Here is a 15,602-nt window from a genome sequence, read left to right as displayed (position 1 = left end):
ATTTCAAAAAAGATTTACGGAACCTTATAAAAGAAGTATAATGTTCTAATACTGAATAACAAAGGAGTGTTGTCCATTGTTTTTACTTCACATGGTGGATACCACAGTTAAAAAAATGAAATCACATTTAGCAAACTTAATCACTATTGGAAATCTATCTTTTGGTGGTGCCTCTATTATGGCTACCATCAATGAATCATACGAATACAGTGTGTTATTTATTTTTATAGCTGCCTTGCTAGATCGCTACGATGGAAAAGTAGCAAGAAAATATAACCAGGAATCGGCGTTAGGTAAACAACTTGACTCGATGAGTGATATTATATCATTCGGCGTTGCCCCTGCGTTATTAATGTACGAAGTGGTGTTAAGTCAATTTGGTACCGTTGGAATGGTAGTGACTGTCATGTATATGGCTTGCGGTGCATTTAGACTAGCCCGTTTCAACATTACAGAATCAAACGGCTTTTTCACAGGCCTGCCAATTACAGCTGCAGGTGCAATCTTAACTGCCTCATTCTTTTTTATATCTATACTTTCAACGGCATTTTACATGTTTTTGTTCCCGATTTTATCTATTTTAATGATTAGTACTTTTTCTTTGAAAAAAGTTTAAAAAAGAATGTCTGAAGCGTCCAATAAAATTGGGCGCTTTTTTACGTACTTAGACAACCACAAGCTGTCATATATTGATGAACGATGACAGAAAGGATGTCTGAAATGAGTACTCTAATAACTACCATCATCCAACTTTGGATGGAGCTTCCCTCAATCGTCGGCTATTTAAAAGGTCAGGCGTTCCCTCAACCATTCTCTAAGGAAGAAGAGGCCATTTGTTTGGAGCGCTATTTAGCAGGCGATGAACAAGCGAAACTCGAGCTTGTCGAAAGAAATATGCGTCTTGTCGCCCATGTCGTGAAAAAATTCCACCCGAAACACGAGCAACTTGATGATTACATTTCCATCGGTACCATTGGTTTAATGAAAGCTGTTAGTAGCTTTACACCAGATAAGAAGACACGTTTAGCAACTTACGCCGCACGCTGTATTGAAAATGAAATTTTAATGTTCTTAAGAGCTCAGAAAAAAGTACAGAAGGATGTTTCTTTATATGAACCAATAGGAACAGATAAAGACGGGAACGCATTAGAAATTACAGATTTACTACAAAGTGATGAACGACCAACTGATGTGCAGATTGAGCAACAGGAGGAGGAACAGCATTTATACAGACATCTCGATAAATTGGATGAACGAGAACTCGAAATTATTCAAAATCGATATGGACTTGGCGCGTTTGAACCGCTGACTCAAAAAGAAATCGCAAAAAAATTAAGTATTTCCAGAAGTTACGTTTCTCGCATTGAAAAACGCGCATTGATAAAGCTTTATCAATATTTCAAACATGAAAAAAACTCCCTCTGAGAGGCATCTCAGAGAGAGCTTACTAGTTATAAAGTTAGTCAGTTGTTTCACCTGTAATAATTAAACTTGCAATTGCTGTAATCGCCATTGCTCCTGCCATTAAAAATACCATGTCAAATCCTCCTAACATCCCTAGAATAATGTGTAGCTTCCCTACATCTATTTTACCATTAGGACGTTTTTTAGATTAGATGATATATGAACATCTTCTGTCAAATAATAGGCAGAATTGTGAACATTACAGTTTCTCAATAACGCGTAACACAATTTCAGTTGAATGTTTTGCAGCCACTGGTAAAAATTCATCAAAACTAATATTCGATTCTTTTCCTGCAATATCAGATAACGCTCGAATAACGACGAACGGTGTGCCGAATTGATGACAAACTTGCGCTACCGCTGCCGCTTCCATTTCAGCAGCCTTCATTTGTGGGAAATGACTTCTAACAAGCGCTACACGTTCAGGATCGTTCATAAACGAATCCCCTGTCGAAATGAGACCTGTTGCAAATTGATGCTCTCCAAGCTCTGCTACGGCTTCCTCAGCTACTTTACGTAGCATCTCATCCGATTTAAAAGCAGCAGGCATTTGTGGTACTTGACCCATTTCGTAACCAAAAATAGTAGCATCTACATCATGGTGACGTACTTCATCAGAGATAACAACTGCTCCTACTTCTAAATTCTCATCAAAACCACCTGCTGAACCTGTGTTAATGACAACATCAGGTTTGAATTGATGTAACAGAATAGTCGTTGACATTCCAGCATTAACTTTACCAATTCCACTTTTAAGTAAAATAACATCATTCCCTTTATATGTACCTGTTGTATATTCACTTTTTGCGATTGTTGTTGAAGTTGTATTTTCTAGTGTTGCACGTAGAAGTTCTACTTCTTCTTCCATTGCACCAATAACTGCGATTTTCATATTTCTCCGCCTTTCTTTTTTCGACACTTCTCTAAACATAAAACAAAAGGCGTGCATCCGTCAAGAACGAGGATGACGCCTTTTCAATTTCATAAAAGAGATTATTGATTTGCACTGGGTAAAGTATTTAGAACTTCCATTTTAGTTGGTTTCCATCCTTTGTTTTTAACCCATTTCATATATACACGGTATTTATCTTTTTTATCTTTTGAAGAAACTGTCCCAATTGCTGTATCAGGACTGCCACCATTTTTCACGTACCATACAATCATATTCTCTTCATTTAGGCCGGTTGTTGAAGCAAGAGTAGTAACCTTCTCTTTCCAGTCTGTTGACTCTGTATCGTAACTAGAATTATGCGGTGCATCTGACTCCTTTTGAGAAGTAGCCGTTGGTTTCCAGTTAGAGTCTTTAATGACCTCTTTAACATTAGCATCTTCTGAATCCTCTTTTTTCGCTGTTGAACTGTTTGTTTTATCTTCTGATGAATTTGAGTTATTATTTGATTCTTTCTCTGTAGAAGTATTACTATCGGTTTGTGTTTGGTCTACCGAGTTATCATTCTCTGTATCTTCTTCGGTATTAGTAGTGCTATCAGTGCTATCTACATCATTATTCTCTTCATCATTGTCTTCTGTTACAGGTTCTTCTTCTGGCTCGTCTGTCTCTTCTTTTTCTTCTGCAGGTTGTTTAGTAACAGGTTCTTTTTGTTGTACTTTATCATCCTCTTTTGCAATGTCTTTGTCATCAGACTTGTCGCCCAGTATAATCATTGTCGCTACTACTAGTATAAGAAGTACAACGACACCTATTAGTCCATTCAATAATTTATCCATTTTTTTCTTTTTATCTTGCGGTCCATTTGGTTGTGGGTTGTATCGACGTTTCGTCTCAGCCATTTTGATTCCCCCTGTGTAAAATCTCTCTTATATCGTAACACGAATTGTTTCATTGTCCCAAGCAAAAAAAGCCTATTCATTTAGAATAAGCCTTTTTGCATAATCATTTTATTTGATTGTGATGATACGTACGTCCATGTCTCCACCCGGTGTAGAGACTTTTAACTCTTCTCCGACTTTACGGCCTAGAAGACCTTTAGCGATTGGTGAGTCATTTGAAATAAGACCTTCGATTGGGTCTGCTTCTGCAGAACCTACGATTGTGTAAGTTTCTTCATCACCATCTGGAAGTTCTAAAAATGTAACCGTTTTACCAATTGCTACAAAATCATTACTTAATTGGTCTTCTGTAATAATAACAGCATTACGGACCATTGCTTCAAGAATCGTAATACGACCTTCAACAAATCCTTGCTCATCCTTCGCTGCGTCATACTCAGAGTTCTCAGAAAGATCTCCGAAGCTACGAGCTATTTTAATTCGCTCTACTACTTCTTTACGTTTCGTTGTGATTAAGTACTCTAATTCATCTTGTAATTTCTGTTTACCCGCTGTTGTCATTGGGTATTGTTTTTCATTTGACAAAGTATTCCACTCCTTAGATAATTCACTACTTAATAAAAATACTATGCCGCTTCTATGGAAAGAATGCGACATAGTTTTTATGAAAATATTGCCAATCCATAAATATCATATTACACTATAGTTTCAGATTCAAGAATTGTTTTAATTTTTGTAACCATTAAATCGATTGCTACTTCATTTTGACCACCCTCAGGGATGATAATATCAGCATATCGCTTTGTCGGTTCTATGAACTGATTGTGCATTGGACGGACAACAGATAAGTATTGGTCAACTACAGAATCGATTGAGCGGCCACGTTCATTAATATCACGAACAATACGACGGATAATACGTAAGTCGGAATCTGTATCAACGAATAATTTAATATCCATTAAATCACGTAGACGTTCATCTTCTAAAACTAAAATTCCCTCTAAAATAATTACATCTTGAGGCTCGATGTGAATTGTTTCTTTTGCACGTGTATGTAGGGCATAGTCATACACTGGTTTTTCTATGGCTTGTCTATTTAAAAGACTTTTTATATCTTCAATTAATAAATCTGTATCAAATGCATTTGGGTGATCATAGTTTGTAGCTAAACGTTGTTCAAACTCCAAATGACTCTGATCTTTATAATAATAGTCTTGTTCGATAACTACAACTGAGTGCTCTTTAAATACATCATGGATAGCATGTGTCACACTCGTTTTACCTGAACCCGAACCACCGGCAATCCCAATTACAACAGGACGTTTTTTACTCATTAACGGGTCTCCTTACGCATCATATTATGTGGGAATAATTCTTTTTCGCATTTGAAGCGAACAATTTGTAATGGATGGCGTGCTGCGTCTAGTGTATTGCCATCCTCATCCCACACCTCATCTAGTGTTACACGGAAATTTTCAATTTCAGGACCGAAAAATTCTACTTCTTCACCTGGTTTAAAGAAGTTACGTTGTTGCAAAGTAACCATTTTAGTTTCCTTATCATAATCAAGCACCATACCTACGAAATCATATTTCGTTTGTTTGCCGTGCTCTCCAAACATTTGTTGCTCGTAACTTGGCTCACCTTCAAAGAAAGATGATGCCGCTTCACGATTTGCACATTTATCTAGTTCTTCTAACCAAGCTTTATCGATTTTGAAGTTTTCTGGGTCTGCACAGTATGCATCCATTACTTTGCGATATACGCTTACAACTGTTGCTACGTAGTGAATGGACTTCATACGACCTTCTACTTTTAATGAATCGATACCTAGCTCTATAATTTTCGGAATAGATTCGATTAGTTTTAAATCTTTGGGACTCATAGCAAACGCTTCATCATTTTCAGTAAATAATGGTTTTTCAACGCCATCTTCTACTTCGTATAAATCATAATCCCATCGGCATGATTGACAACATCCACCGCGGTTAGAGTCACGTGCTGTCATATGGTTAGATAGCACACAACGTCCACTATAAGCGATACACATTGCACCATGTACGAAAGATTCAATTTCGATATCTACTTTTTCTTTCATTAGCTTGATTTCCTCAGCACTTGTTTCACGAGCTAAAACTACTCGGTGTAAACCTTCTTCTTTCCAATACTGTACTGCTTTCCAGTTGGATAGAGATTGCTGTGTGCTTAAATGGATTTCAATTTTCGGTGCCACTTCACGGCATGTTTCAATGATAAGTGGGTCTGCCACGATAATACCTGTAATACCTGCTGATTCTAGGTCACGCAAATAATCTTCAAGACCGTCCATGTTATCATTATGAGCAAAGATATTCGTTGTGACATAGATTTTAGCGCCATATTTTTTTGCAAATTCAACACCTTCACGCATTTCGTCAATGGAGAAGTTGCCTGCATTTGAACGTAAACCAAATTCGCGTCCGCCGATAAAAACAGCATCTGCACCGTAGTGTACAGCTATTTTTAATTTTTCTAAGCTACCTGCTGGTGCCAATAATTCAGGTTTTCGCACGATGACTCTTTTGCCATCAATGATTTCGCTAATACGATCATTTTGTAATGTTGTCAAAGTGAACCTCTCCCTTCTTAATAGACTGTTTCTTTAAAGAAGAATCCAGTATCTAATGGACGAATTGCTGGTTGAATTTCTTCAATTTTTGCTAATAAGTCATTTTTAATTTCAAAATAGCTATCAGTTGATTCCGCATATGCATCGATTGCTTTACGATAACATTCAGTCACAGTAACTACATATTCAGGTGATTGCAGTACACCTTCAATTTTAAATGAATCAATACCTGCTTCAAATAACTCATCTAATTCATCAATAATACATAAGTCATTTGGACTGAAAATGTGTGTACCATTTAAATCTTCATAAATTGGATATTTGTTATTACGTTCGTCATCATGTAAGAACATATTACGATTTTCTTTACGGTTTTCAACTTCCATTGCTTTATCTTGGTATAAGAAATAGTTACCAAGTAATGAACGTTTTGATTGGAACATACAAGTCATACCATGCACTTGTACTTGGATTTCAAAATCAGTATTTTCTTTAATTTCAACCACTTCATCCATACTTAACTCACGAGCTAAAACCGTACGAGTTGCACCGCGTTTACCCCAGTAGTCTGCTTGGAACCAGTTAGTTGCAATAGTTTCCGGATTCCAATGTAGTGGAATCGTCACTTCTGCTTCGCGACGTGCAACGATCATAGCAGGGTCACCGAAAACGATTGCATCTACGCCAATTTCCGCTAATTTTCGCATATATGGCGCAAGTGAGTCTACTCGGTCATTATGGAAAATAGCATTCATCGCTACGTATACTTTTTTACCTGCTGCATGAATTTTCTCAGTTGCTGCAGCTACTTGTTCTATTGAAAATTCACCTGCTAAACGTAGACCGAATTGTTGTTCACCTATTAAAAAAGCATCCGCTCCAGCTTGGATGAGTGCTTCAACATGCTCAACAGATTGTGGTGTAACGAGTAATTCAGGTTTCTTCATGATTGGTCACCTCTTTATACATATCAATAAACCGTCCCCTACTGGAAAGAATGTGGATTTGTAATCAGGATGATTAATAATCCAATCTGCAAAATGATGTAGGTTACGGATCATCGTTCTTTTTCTTCTCGGCACATCTTTCATATCTAGATCTGATAGGCCATGCATATACATATTATCGATATATAGAATACCGCCTGAACGAACTAGCGGACTATATTTATCAAAAAAGCGTTGGTACTGACCTTTTGCCGCATCAATAAAAACAGCATCAAAAGTTGGATGATTCCTCTCCACATCCACTTCTAACGCATCTCCTTCAAGTAACTCAATATTCTCTTTAGCAACCGATTGTGCGATAAATTGTTTTGCGTGTTGAATACGTAGGGCATCACGTTCAATCGTCACGACCTGGCATTGTGGTAATGTCTCTGCCATACGAATAGCGGAATAGCCAATGGCTGACCCTATTTCTAAAATAGATGATGGCTGTTGTATACGCAGCATTTGAAGTAATATCTCGATTGCAGGTAATTGCATAATTGGTACATGGTTTTCTTCTGCGAAGCGTTCCATTTCCATTAGCAATTCTGATCTTGGTTGGATGAAGGTTTGAATATATGAATCCGAAATGTTCATACTTTCATAGCTCCTTAAGTATCAAAAATACACTTTATATTATCATGAAAATAGAAGAAAAGCGAGTGGTGCTTTTCTTCTACAGTTTGTTACTTAATATATTTGTCAACATTTCTCAAATGTTCTTCGTACTTTTCTGCGAAATGATTGATACCATTTTTATCCGCTAGGAAGTACAAATATGGCGTTTCAGCCGGGCTAATCGTCGCATCTAATGATTCTTTTCCTGCATTGGCAATCGGCCCAGGTGGTAAACCTTTCACTTTATAAGTGTTATAAGGATTATCTACTTCTAGGTCTTTATATAAGACACGGTCCTTATGCTCACCTAATGCATATAAAACTGTTGGGTCTGTTTGTAATGGCATACCAGCTTCAATACGGTTATTGAAAACACTTGCGATTGTTTCTCGGTCGGTTTTAGCTGTTGCTTCACGTTCAAGTAATGATGCAAATGTTAAAAATTCATGAACTGACATATCCTTTTCTTTTAACTGTGCACTATACTGCGTTACCACTGTATTTGTTTGAGCAATCATTTGATCTACAATTTCTTCTAAAGAAGGTTCTTCTTCAAAGAATGCGTAAGTAGCTGGATATAAATAACCTTCTAACGCATAACGAATGTTTTTATTACTCACTTTTTTAGTAATCAGTTCAGGATATTTCGCTTTCATCTTCTTAACGAAAGATTTACTTGTAACAAGCTTCATAAATTCATCCGAGGAATACTTCGTACTCTTCGCCACGCGATTTCCAATTTGATCGATTGTCAATCCTTCTGGAATGATAAGAGAGAAAGTTGGCTGACGATAAAGTTTACCTGTTTTTAAACTTTCAATAATTTCATCGATAGTCATTGATTTTGTTAATTTATATGAGCCTGCTTGGAACTCTGATTCATTTTTAAATTTTGTATAATATTTAAAAACCTTGGCGTTTTTAATGATGTTCTTCTTCTCAAGTGTGGCAGCAATTGAATTGAGAGTAGAGCCAATTGGCACTTCGACCTTCACTGATTTGTTAGAATCAGGGTCAACAGGTTTTAATGCACTAGATACATAAAAATACATGCTTGTACCGATTATGGCAGTAACAATAATAACGATTAAAGCAATGATGAAAACAATTTTACGGACGGTTTTAACTTCTTTTTTGTGTTCCTTCATTTTGTCTAACATTGCTTTTTTTTGAGATTCCTGGTCCACTAGCTGTCCTCCTATTACCTATCTAAACTATTATCATAAGAAAAAGCGGAATGAAAAAACCATTCCGCTTTCATAAAGGCTTACAGATTACTCTTCACCGAATTCAGCGTCAAGCGTGTTCAATACTTCTTCAACCATATCCCACTCTTCATCTGTTTCGATTTCTTCAAGTGATTCAAGTTCACCGTCTTCTGATAGTATTGTTTTAGCAGCGAAAACTTCTACTTGTTCACCCTCTTCAAGGCCCTCTTCATAATAAAGTACATATGATTGTTCAGTAGCATCTACTGTAAATTCATAAAGCACAGCATATGTGTGTTCATTGCCTTCTTCATCGATTAGATGGATATGTTTATGATCGTGTTCTTGTTCATTTGACATGCTTTTCACCTCTTATTTAAATTAAAAATTATTCAGCGTCGATATCTTCATCAAGCTCATTTACAACTTGCTCAATTAAATCCCATTCAGCTTCTGTCTCGATTGGTGCTAATTCACCGTCTTGACCATCTTCAGATGGAGTGAATGCTGATGCAAAGATTTCTACTTCGCCTTCTTCATCTTCAGTACCGATTACGTAGTAAAGTACGTAAGATTTACCGAATTCTTCTGAGTCAAATGTGTGTAATACTTCACATAATTGTTCGTTGCCTTCTTCATCTACCACTGTGATGTTGCGTTGTTCTTGTTCTTGTTCGTTTGTCATAATATATTCACCTCATAATTGTTTTCGGTCTAAAAATCCTTGAAGGATCATAACCGCAGCCATTTTATCAATAACCTTTTTTCGATCTTTGCGACGGACATCTGCTTCAATGAGCAAACGCTCCGCAGCCATCGTTGTTAGACGCTCGTCCCATAACGTTACCTTTAAAGAGAAGGTCTCTTCTAATAGCTCTTTATAGCGTTGAGAAGCTTCTCCTCTAGGTCCAACAGTATTGTTCATATTTTTGGGGAATCCAACAACGAATTCCGTTACTCCATATGATTGGACAAGTTCACGAATTCGGTCAATACCAAATTCTTCGTTTTCTTCGTCGATTTTTACAGTTTCAATTCCTTGAGCAGTCCAACCTAGTGCATCACTGATTGCTACTCCCACTGTTTTAGAACCAACATCTAAACCCATTATTCTCATCATTATGCCTCGTTATTCTTTTTAATGTAGAACTTCACAAGTTCTTCTAGTATTTCGTCACGCTCAAGCTTGCGAATTTTGTTACGAGCCTCTTGATGACGAGGAATATATGCTGGATCACCTGACAGCAGGTAACCAACAATCTGATTAATCGGATTATACCCTTTTTCTTCTAGTGCCGCATGAACATGAAGCATAGTTTGCTTTACTTCTTGTTCCATAGATTCTTCCGGAAAATTAAATTTCATCGTTTGATCGAACGAACTCATGCTCAGCACCTCACTTTAAGTTTTTGAAAGTATAAAAAATCTTCTATTCACAGTAAGTATACCGTATTAGAGCTACCATTTAAATAGATTTTACATAATCATAAACAGATTCAAGCGCTTCTGCAAGTTTAGAGCCATCTTTTGCTCCAGCCATCGCCATATCTGGGCGACCGCCACCTTTACCACCGCATTGTTCTGCTACTTGTTTTACGATATTTCCAGCGTGATAGTTCCCACCAGCTATGTCTTTTGTAACACCTGCGATAAGCATTACTTTGTCACCTTCAGTTGCACCTAAAACAATAACGCTGTTCGACATTTTCTCTTTTAAATCATCCATTAATTGACGTAATTGATTATTGTCTTTTGCGTCTACTTTTGTTGCAAGAACTGTCACTTCACCGATTTCTTTTGCCGCAGATAAAATGTTAGATGCTTGGGCATTCGCAATTTTAGAAGATAGTGCAGCATTTTCGCGTTGTTGTTCTTTGTAATCGTTTTGTAAACCTTCAACACGAGCAACTAAATCTTTTGGATTTGCTTTTAATAATGCTGCTGCATGTTCTAAAATGTGTTGCTCTTCTTTTGCTGCTAAGAAAGCTGCTTTACCTGTTACAGCTTCAAGACGACGAGTACCTGCTCCAATTCCGCTTTCAGATACAATTTTAAAGAAACCGATTTGTGATGTACGTTCTACGTGAATACCACCACAAAGTTCCAACGAGTAGTCACCTACTTGTACAACACGAACTACATCACCATATTTTTCACCGAATAGAGCCATTGCTCCCATCGCTTTTGCTTCATCGATTGCTTTGTTTTCAATAATAACAGCAATATCATCCCAAACTTTATCGTTCACAATTTGCTCAATTGTTTCTAACTCTTCTTTTGTAACTTGGCCGAAGTGAGAGAAATCAAAACGTAAACGATCTGGCCCTACATAAGAACCTGCTTGGTTTACATGATCACCTAATGTATCTTTTAATGCACGTTGTAAAAGGTGAGTTGCTGTATGGTTTTTAATCGTTTGATTGCGAGCATCGCGATCAACAACTGCTTGAACGGCATCTTCAATATGCATTTCTCCAGTTTCTACGATAACTGTATGCAAGTTTTGACCATTCGGTGCTTTTTGTACGTCTTTAATTGACGCAGAAAATGAGTCATTCGAGATTGTACCAAGATCAGCAATTTGACCACCTGATTCTGCATAAAATGGCGTTTCCGAAAGAATAACTAAGACTTCTTCACCTTCAGAAGCTTTTTTCACTTCTTGTCCATTTGCTACGATCGCAACTACTGTTGTTTCAGTTGCTAATGTTTCGTAACCCACAAATATACTTTCTTGATTTAAGTTAGCTAATACTTCAGATTGAACATGCATAGAATCAACGTCTTGACGAGCTGCACGAGCACGGTTACGTTGTGCTTCCATCTCTTTTTCAAAACCTTCGTGATCTACAGTCATATTCACTTCTTCAGCATATTCTTCTGTTAATTCAACAGGGAAACCATAAGTATCGTAAAGGCGGAATGCATCCTTACCTGGTACGATAGTTGAATTTGCTGCCTTTTGCGTTTCAACCACTTCATTGAAAATAGCTAAACCACCGTCTAATGTTTCGTGGAAACGTACTTCTTCGTTTTTAATTACACGTTGGATGAAATCTTGTTTCTCTTTTACTTCTGGATAGAAATCCATCATAATTTCACCCACAGTTGGTACTAGTTCATACATAAATGGTTTTTCAATACCTAATTGTTTTGCATAACGTACTGCACGTCGTAGTAAACGACGTAATACATAACCGCGTCCTTCGTTTGATGGAAGTGCTCCATCACCGATTGCAAATGCTACTGTACGAATATGGTCTGCGATAACTTTGAATGCTTCATCTTTGTTTGCATCAAAGTGATATTTTTCTCCAGAAATACGTTCAGTATGCGCGATAATAGGCATAAATAAATCCGTATCAAAGTTTGTTGGTACGTTTTGTACAACTGAAGCCATACGTTCTAGACCCATACCAGTATCAATGTTTTGTTTTGGCAGTGGTGTATATGTTCCATCAGGGTTATGGTTAAACTCTGAGAATACAAGATTCCAGATTTCTAAGTAACGTTCATTTTCTCCACCTGGATATAGTTCAGGATCTGATTCGTCAGCACCGTAAGATTCTCCACGGTCATAGAAAATTTCTGAGTTTGGACCACTTGGACCTTCACCGATATCCCAGAAGTTCCCTTCAAGACGGATTAAACGTTCTTCAGGAATGCCAATTTCGTCTTTCCAGATTGTATATGCTTCTGTATCTTCAGGGTGTATCGTAATTGAAAGTTTTTCAGAATCGAAGCCCATCCATTTTGCATCCGTTAAGAATTCCCAAGCATAGTGAATTGCTTCTTTTTTGAAGTAATCACCTATAGAGAAGTTTCCTAACATTTCAAAGAATGTATGGTGGCGAGCTGTTTTACCTACATTTTCAATATCATTTGTACGAATAGACTTTTGCGCATTAACGATACGTGGATTGTCTGGAATAACTCGTCCATCAAAGTATTTCTTTAATGTTGCTACTCCTGAGTTGATCCATAGTAATGATGGGTCATTAATTGGCACAAGTGGTGCACTTGGCTCTTGTTGATGTCCTTTTTCTTCAAAGAACTCGATAAATTTACGACGAATTTCTGCTGCTGTTTGCATTTGTTAATTCCTCCTTTAGACAATAAAAAACCTTCATCCACTATAAAAGGGACGAAGGTTGAAAATTCGCGGTACCACCCTAGTTACAATAGACCGGTCTTGCGTCTATTGTCTCTTCATTAAGCCTTAACGTGGCAAACGACAGGGATTAGCTGTACTCAGGATGAGCTTTCCAAAATGATTTGTGAAGGTTCTCGCAGCCTAGGAACCTCTTTCTGTGCACATTGCATAATGTACTTTTATCCTTCGTAGTTTTAAGCGATATATATATTGTTAGTTACAAATATTCGAAAATAAGATTGTTTTCAAATATCAACTCAATCTTATTTTAAAAAAGGTCTTTGTATCTGTCAAATCTCTTCTTCAAGAAAATCATAAGGACTAATACCTTTCATACCGATTAAAGGGTGAATATCCAAATAATTTTTGGCATTTAAGGACTGTGTTTCGAGAGATAATTGCTCAACTTCCACTTCGTCAGTTGTTGTTTCAGTGGTTTCGGATACTTGCGACAATTCAGGTTCTGCTGATTCCATAACGACTTCTAGCACTTCCTCTATTTGCAAGCGCTGTGCTAAAGTCGTATTTCTTTGCAGATCATCCGTTCTAAGCATGCCGTATTTAAACACATCAATTTCACCACAAAGTATAAGGAAGTTTTTTGCCCTCGTAATTCCTGTATATAGCAAGTTTTTACGTAACATTTTAGAATAACCACGTACTACTGGCATAATAACTGTTTGAAATTCACTGCCTTGTGATTTATGAATTGAACAACAATAAGCCAGGGTAATCTGATTCAAATCACCACGCTGATACGTCACTTCAATACCATCATAGGAAGCTACAAGTAAGTCCTGCTTCTCTATTGTCTCATTTGCTTTGATAATGCTAATTACTTCTCCCATATCACCGTTAAAAACATTACTATTTGGTTGATTGACAAGCTGTAATATTTTATCACCAATCCGATACGTCACATCACCGAATGTTATTTCCTTACTCTTTTCGGATTTTTTTGGATTAACAAGTTCTTGAATCATTTTATTAATAGCGTCAATGCCAGCCGGTCCTCTGTACATTGGAGCTAATATTTGCACATCATGAATGGAAAAGCCTTTCTTCACAGCACTTGATACGACTTGTTTAATGACATCAGCTACTTGGTCGGAGCTCGCTTGGATAAAAGAGCGATCAGATGTTTTTACGAGCATGTTTTGTGGCATCTCGCCTTTTTTCATTTGATGGGCAAGTTCAATAATAGATGACCCGTCTGCTTGTCTATACACATCTGTTAACTCGACAGTTGGAATTGCTTTAGAAGCGAGTAAATCTTTTAACACTTGTCCAGGACCTACAGGTGGCAATTGATCTTGGTCACCAACAAAAATAACTTGGCAATCATCATTTAATGATTTCAATAGTTGATGAGCGAGCCAAGTATCAACCATCGACATTTCGTCGACGATGATAAGTCGCCCTCCAACTTCCTTCTCCGTTTCCTCTTCCTTTTCTTGCCCAGTGAAGCCGAGCAAACGATGAATTGTCATTGCTGGTAATTCGGTCGATTCACTAAGACGTTTAGCTGCTCTCCCTGTTGGAGCCACTAATACAATAGGAAAAGGCTCTTCTTTTTCTGCATACTCTTTTGGATTCAAAGTTAGACCATGAAGCTCTGCATAAACGTCTACAATCCCTCTAACTACCGTCGTCTTCCCTGTACCAGGCCCACCTGTTAAAATCATAACAGCTGAGTTAATCGCCTTCTCAATTGCGTCCACTTGCGTTTCTGCGTATGAAACACCAAAACGCTCCTCAGCATCACCGATAAATTTCCGGATTTCAGATGTAGGGAACGCGGAGTGCTCAGCATTTTTTTGTACTAACTCTGTTATTTTAGAAGCGATACCAATTTCAGAAAAATACAGAGATGGCATATAGAGCCTAGTTTCTTCACCACAAATTTTACTTTCCTCACGAAGTTCGATACAAGCTTTTGAAATTGCTTCAAACGGAATTTCATATGCTTGACTCATTTCAAGTAGACTTTTCGCTTGTGGCAAAATATCCTGAGCATCCATATACACATGTCCTTCTGACAAAGCACCAGCATTTAAAAGGTGTAATACCGCTGCTTTAATACGGTCGGGATGGTCGCCTGTAATATGTAGTTTAGCTCCTAATTCATCTGCTCGTTGAAAACCTACACCTTCAACTTCTTCAATTAGTCTATAAGGATTTTCGGTTAACAGTTGAATAGTATCATTTTCATACACTTGGTAAATACGGACTGCAAGTTGTGGACCAAAACCCCAGTCATTTAATTGGATCATAATACGATCCAACCCCAAATTTTGTTCAAGTACGGAGCGTAATGTCTCTTTTTTATCTTCCGTAAGTCTTGGAATCTCATCAAGTGCATCCGGATTATTAATAATAATTTTGATAGCATCTTTCCCTAACTTTTTAACGATTGTCTCAGCCGTTTTATGACCTATTCCTGGAAATAAATCACTCGACAAATAATGAACGACCCCTTGTTCAGTGCCAGGGATCTCTTTGACAAAAGTATTTGCTTGAAATTGTATGCCGTATTTTGGATGTTGTTTCAATTGCCCTGTAAAACGATACAACGTCTCTTGAACGACAGAAGGAAAAAAACCTGTCACGATTATTTCCTTTTCTTGATACGTTGTATTCGTTTCTTGGATTTTCAACTTAATGATGGAAAATAAATTCTGAGGATTATGGAAGATAGAGACGACAGGCCGACCGACGATAAATAGCTGTTCTTCTTGAAACAATGATACATTTTCAGTCAACTCTGTCCC

Annotated in this window: 16 protein-coding genes and 1 other annotated feature; of the genes, 2 read left to right on the top strand and 14 right to left on the bottom strand. The window is 37.4% G+C overall.

All coding sequences use genetic code 11. The features are described from left to right. Positions 1-76 precede the first annotated feature (76 nt). Both pssA and sigK read left to right on the top strand, forming a co-directional pair. Positions 77-616 (top strand): CDP-diacylglycerol--serine O-phosphatidyltransferase, encoded by a 540-nt coding sequence (gene pssA / locus ACZLO7_RS07225; RefSeq protein WP_427751476.1) that lies wholly within the window; start codon positions 77-79, stop codon positions 614-616. Positions 617-720: 104 nt separating this feature from the next. Next, a complete protein-coding gene (gene sigK, locus ACZLO7_RS07220; protein WP_464938698.1) occupies positions 721-1,425 on the top strand; it encodes an RNA polymerase sporulation sigma factor SigK in 705 nt (234 codons plus the stop codon). 238 nt (positions 1,426-1,663) lie between these two features. Here the strand turns inward: sigK and mtnN are convergent, their stop codons facing one another. From mtnN to recD2, 14 genes are all read right to left on the bottom strand, one after another. After that, positions 1,664-2,356 (bottom strand): 5'-methylthioadenosine/S-adenosylhomocysteine nucleosidase, encoded by a 693-nt coding sequence (gene mtnN, locus ACZLO7_RS07215; RefSeq protein WP_427751472.1) that lies wholly within the window; start codon positions 2,354-2,356, stop codon positions 1,664-1,666. 101 nt (positions 2,357-2,457) lie between these two features. Further along, positions 2,458-3,255: a YrrS family protein gene (locus tag ACZLO7_RS07210; RefSeq protein ID WP_464938699.1), complete on the bottom strand. Its 798-nt coding sequence runs from the start codon at positions 3,253-3,255 to the stop codon at positions 2,458-2,460. A 108-nt stretch (positions 3,256-3,363) separates the two neighbouring features. After that, positions 3,364-3,840: a transcription elongation factor GreA gene (gene greA, locus ACZLO7_RS07205; RefSeq protein WP_464938700.1), complete on the bottom strand. Its 477-nt coding sequence runs from the start codon at positions 3,838-3,840 to the stop codon at positions 3,364-3,366. Between the two features lie 110 nt (positions 3,841-3,950). Beyond that, the gene (gene udk, locus ACZLO7_RS07200) at positions 3,951-4,589 is read right to left on the bottom strand and encodes a uridine kinase (RefSeq protein ID WP_464938701.1); all 639 of its coding nucleotides are present in this window, start codon (positions 4,587-4,589) and stop codon (positions 3,951-3,953) included. After that, the gene (locus tag ACZLO7_RS07195; RefSeq protein ID WP_464938702.1) at positions 4,589-5,863 is read right to left on the bottom strand and encodes a peptidase U32 family protein; all 1,275 of its coding nucleotides are present in this window, start codon (positions 5,861-5,863) and stop codon (positions 4,589-4,591) included. The genes udk and ACZLO7_RS07195 overlap by 1 nt, the downstream gene beginning before the upstream one ends. 17 nt (positions 5,864-5,880) lie before the next feature. Continuing rightward, entirely contained in the window at positions 5,881-6,810 is a 930-nt protein-coding gene (locus tag ACZLO7_RS07190) for a peptidase U32 family protein (protein WP_464938703.1), read from the bottom strand. A gap of 6 nt (positions 6,811-6,816) precedes the next feature. Continuing rightward, positions 6,817-7,449: an O-methyltransferase gene (locus ACZLO7_RS07185; RefSeq protein ID WP_464938704.1), complete on the bottom strand. Its 633-nt coding sequence runs from the start codon at positions 7,447-7,449 to the stop codon at positions 6,817-6,819. 89 nt (positions 7,450-7,538) lie between these two features. After that, entirely contained in the window at positions 7,539-8,657 is a 1,119-nt protein-coding gene (mltG, locus tag ACZLO7_RS07180; RefSeq protein WP_464938705.1) for an endolytic transglycosylase MltG, read from the bottom strand. An 87-nt stretch (positions 8,658-8,744) separates the two neighbouring features. After that, positions 8,745-9,038, bottom strand: a complete 294-nt coding sequence (locus tag ACZLO7_RS07175) for a DUF1292 domain-containing protein (RefSeq protein ID WP_427751459.1) — start codon at positions 9,036-9,038, stop codon at positions 8,745-8,747. A 28-nt stretch (positions 9,039-9,066) separates the two neighbouring features. Then, positions 9,067-9,363 carry a DUF1292 domain-containing protein gene (locus ACZLO7_RS07170; protein ID WP_390392994.1) on the bottom strand — a complete coding sequence of 99 codons (297 nt, stop codon included), beginning with the start codon at positions 9,361-9,363 and terminating at the stop codon, positions 9,067-9,069. A gap of 12 nt (positions 9,364-9,375) precedes the next feature. Continuing rightward, positions 9,376-9,795: a Holliday junction resolvase RuvX gene (gene ruvX / locus ACZLO7_RS07165; RefSeq protein ID WP_427734490.1), complete on the bottom strand. Its 420-nt coding sequence runs from the start codon at positions 9,793-9,795 to the stop codon at positions 9,376-9,378. A gap of 2 nt (positions 9,796-9,797) precedes the next feature. Next, complete coding sequence (locus ACZLO7_RS07160) at positions 9,798-10,064, bottom strand: IreB family regulatory phosphoprotein (RefSeq protein ID WP_038187270.1); 267 nt, start codon at positions 10,062-10,064, stop codon at positions 9,798-9,800. A 79-nt stretch (positions 10,065-10,143) separates the two neighbouring features. Beyond that, positions 10,144-12,771 (bottom strand): alanine--tRNA ligase, encoded by a 2,628-nt coding sequence (alaS, locus tag ACZLO7_RS07155; RefSeq protein ID WP_464938706.1) that lies wholly within the window; start codon positions 12,769-12,771, stop codon positions 10,144-10,146. Between the two features lie 44 nt (positions 12,772-12,815). After that, positions 12,816-13,030 (bottom strand) — a binding site (T-box leader). A gap of 91 nt (positions 13,031-13,121) precedes the next feature. Beyond that, a complete protein-coding gene (recD2, locus tag ACZLO7_RS07150; RefSeq protein ID WP_464938707.1) occupies positions 13,122-15,593 on the bottom strand; it encodes an SF1B family DNA helicase RecD2 in 2,472 nt (823 codons plus the stop codon). Between the last annotated feature and the right edge of the window lie 9 nt (positions 15,594-15,602).

This window comes from Viridibacillus sp. d25.2 (assembly GCF_055456015.2).
The sequence above is the reverse complement of the archived record's forward strand: the minus strand, read 5'-3'. Positions and strand labels throughout refer to the sequence as shown.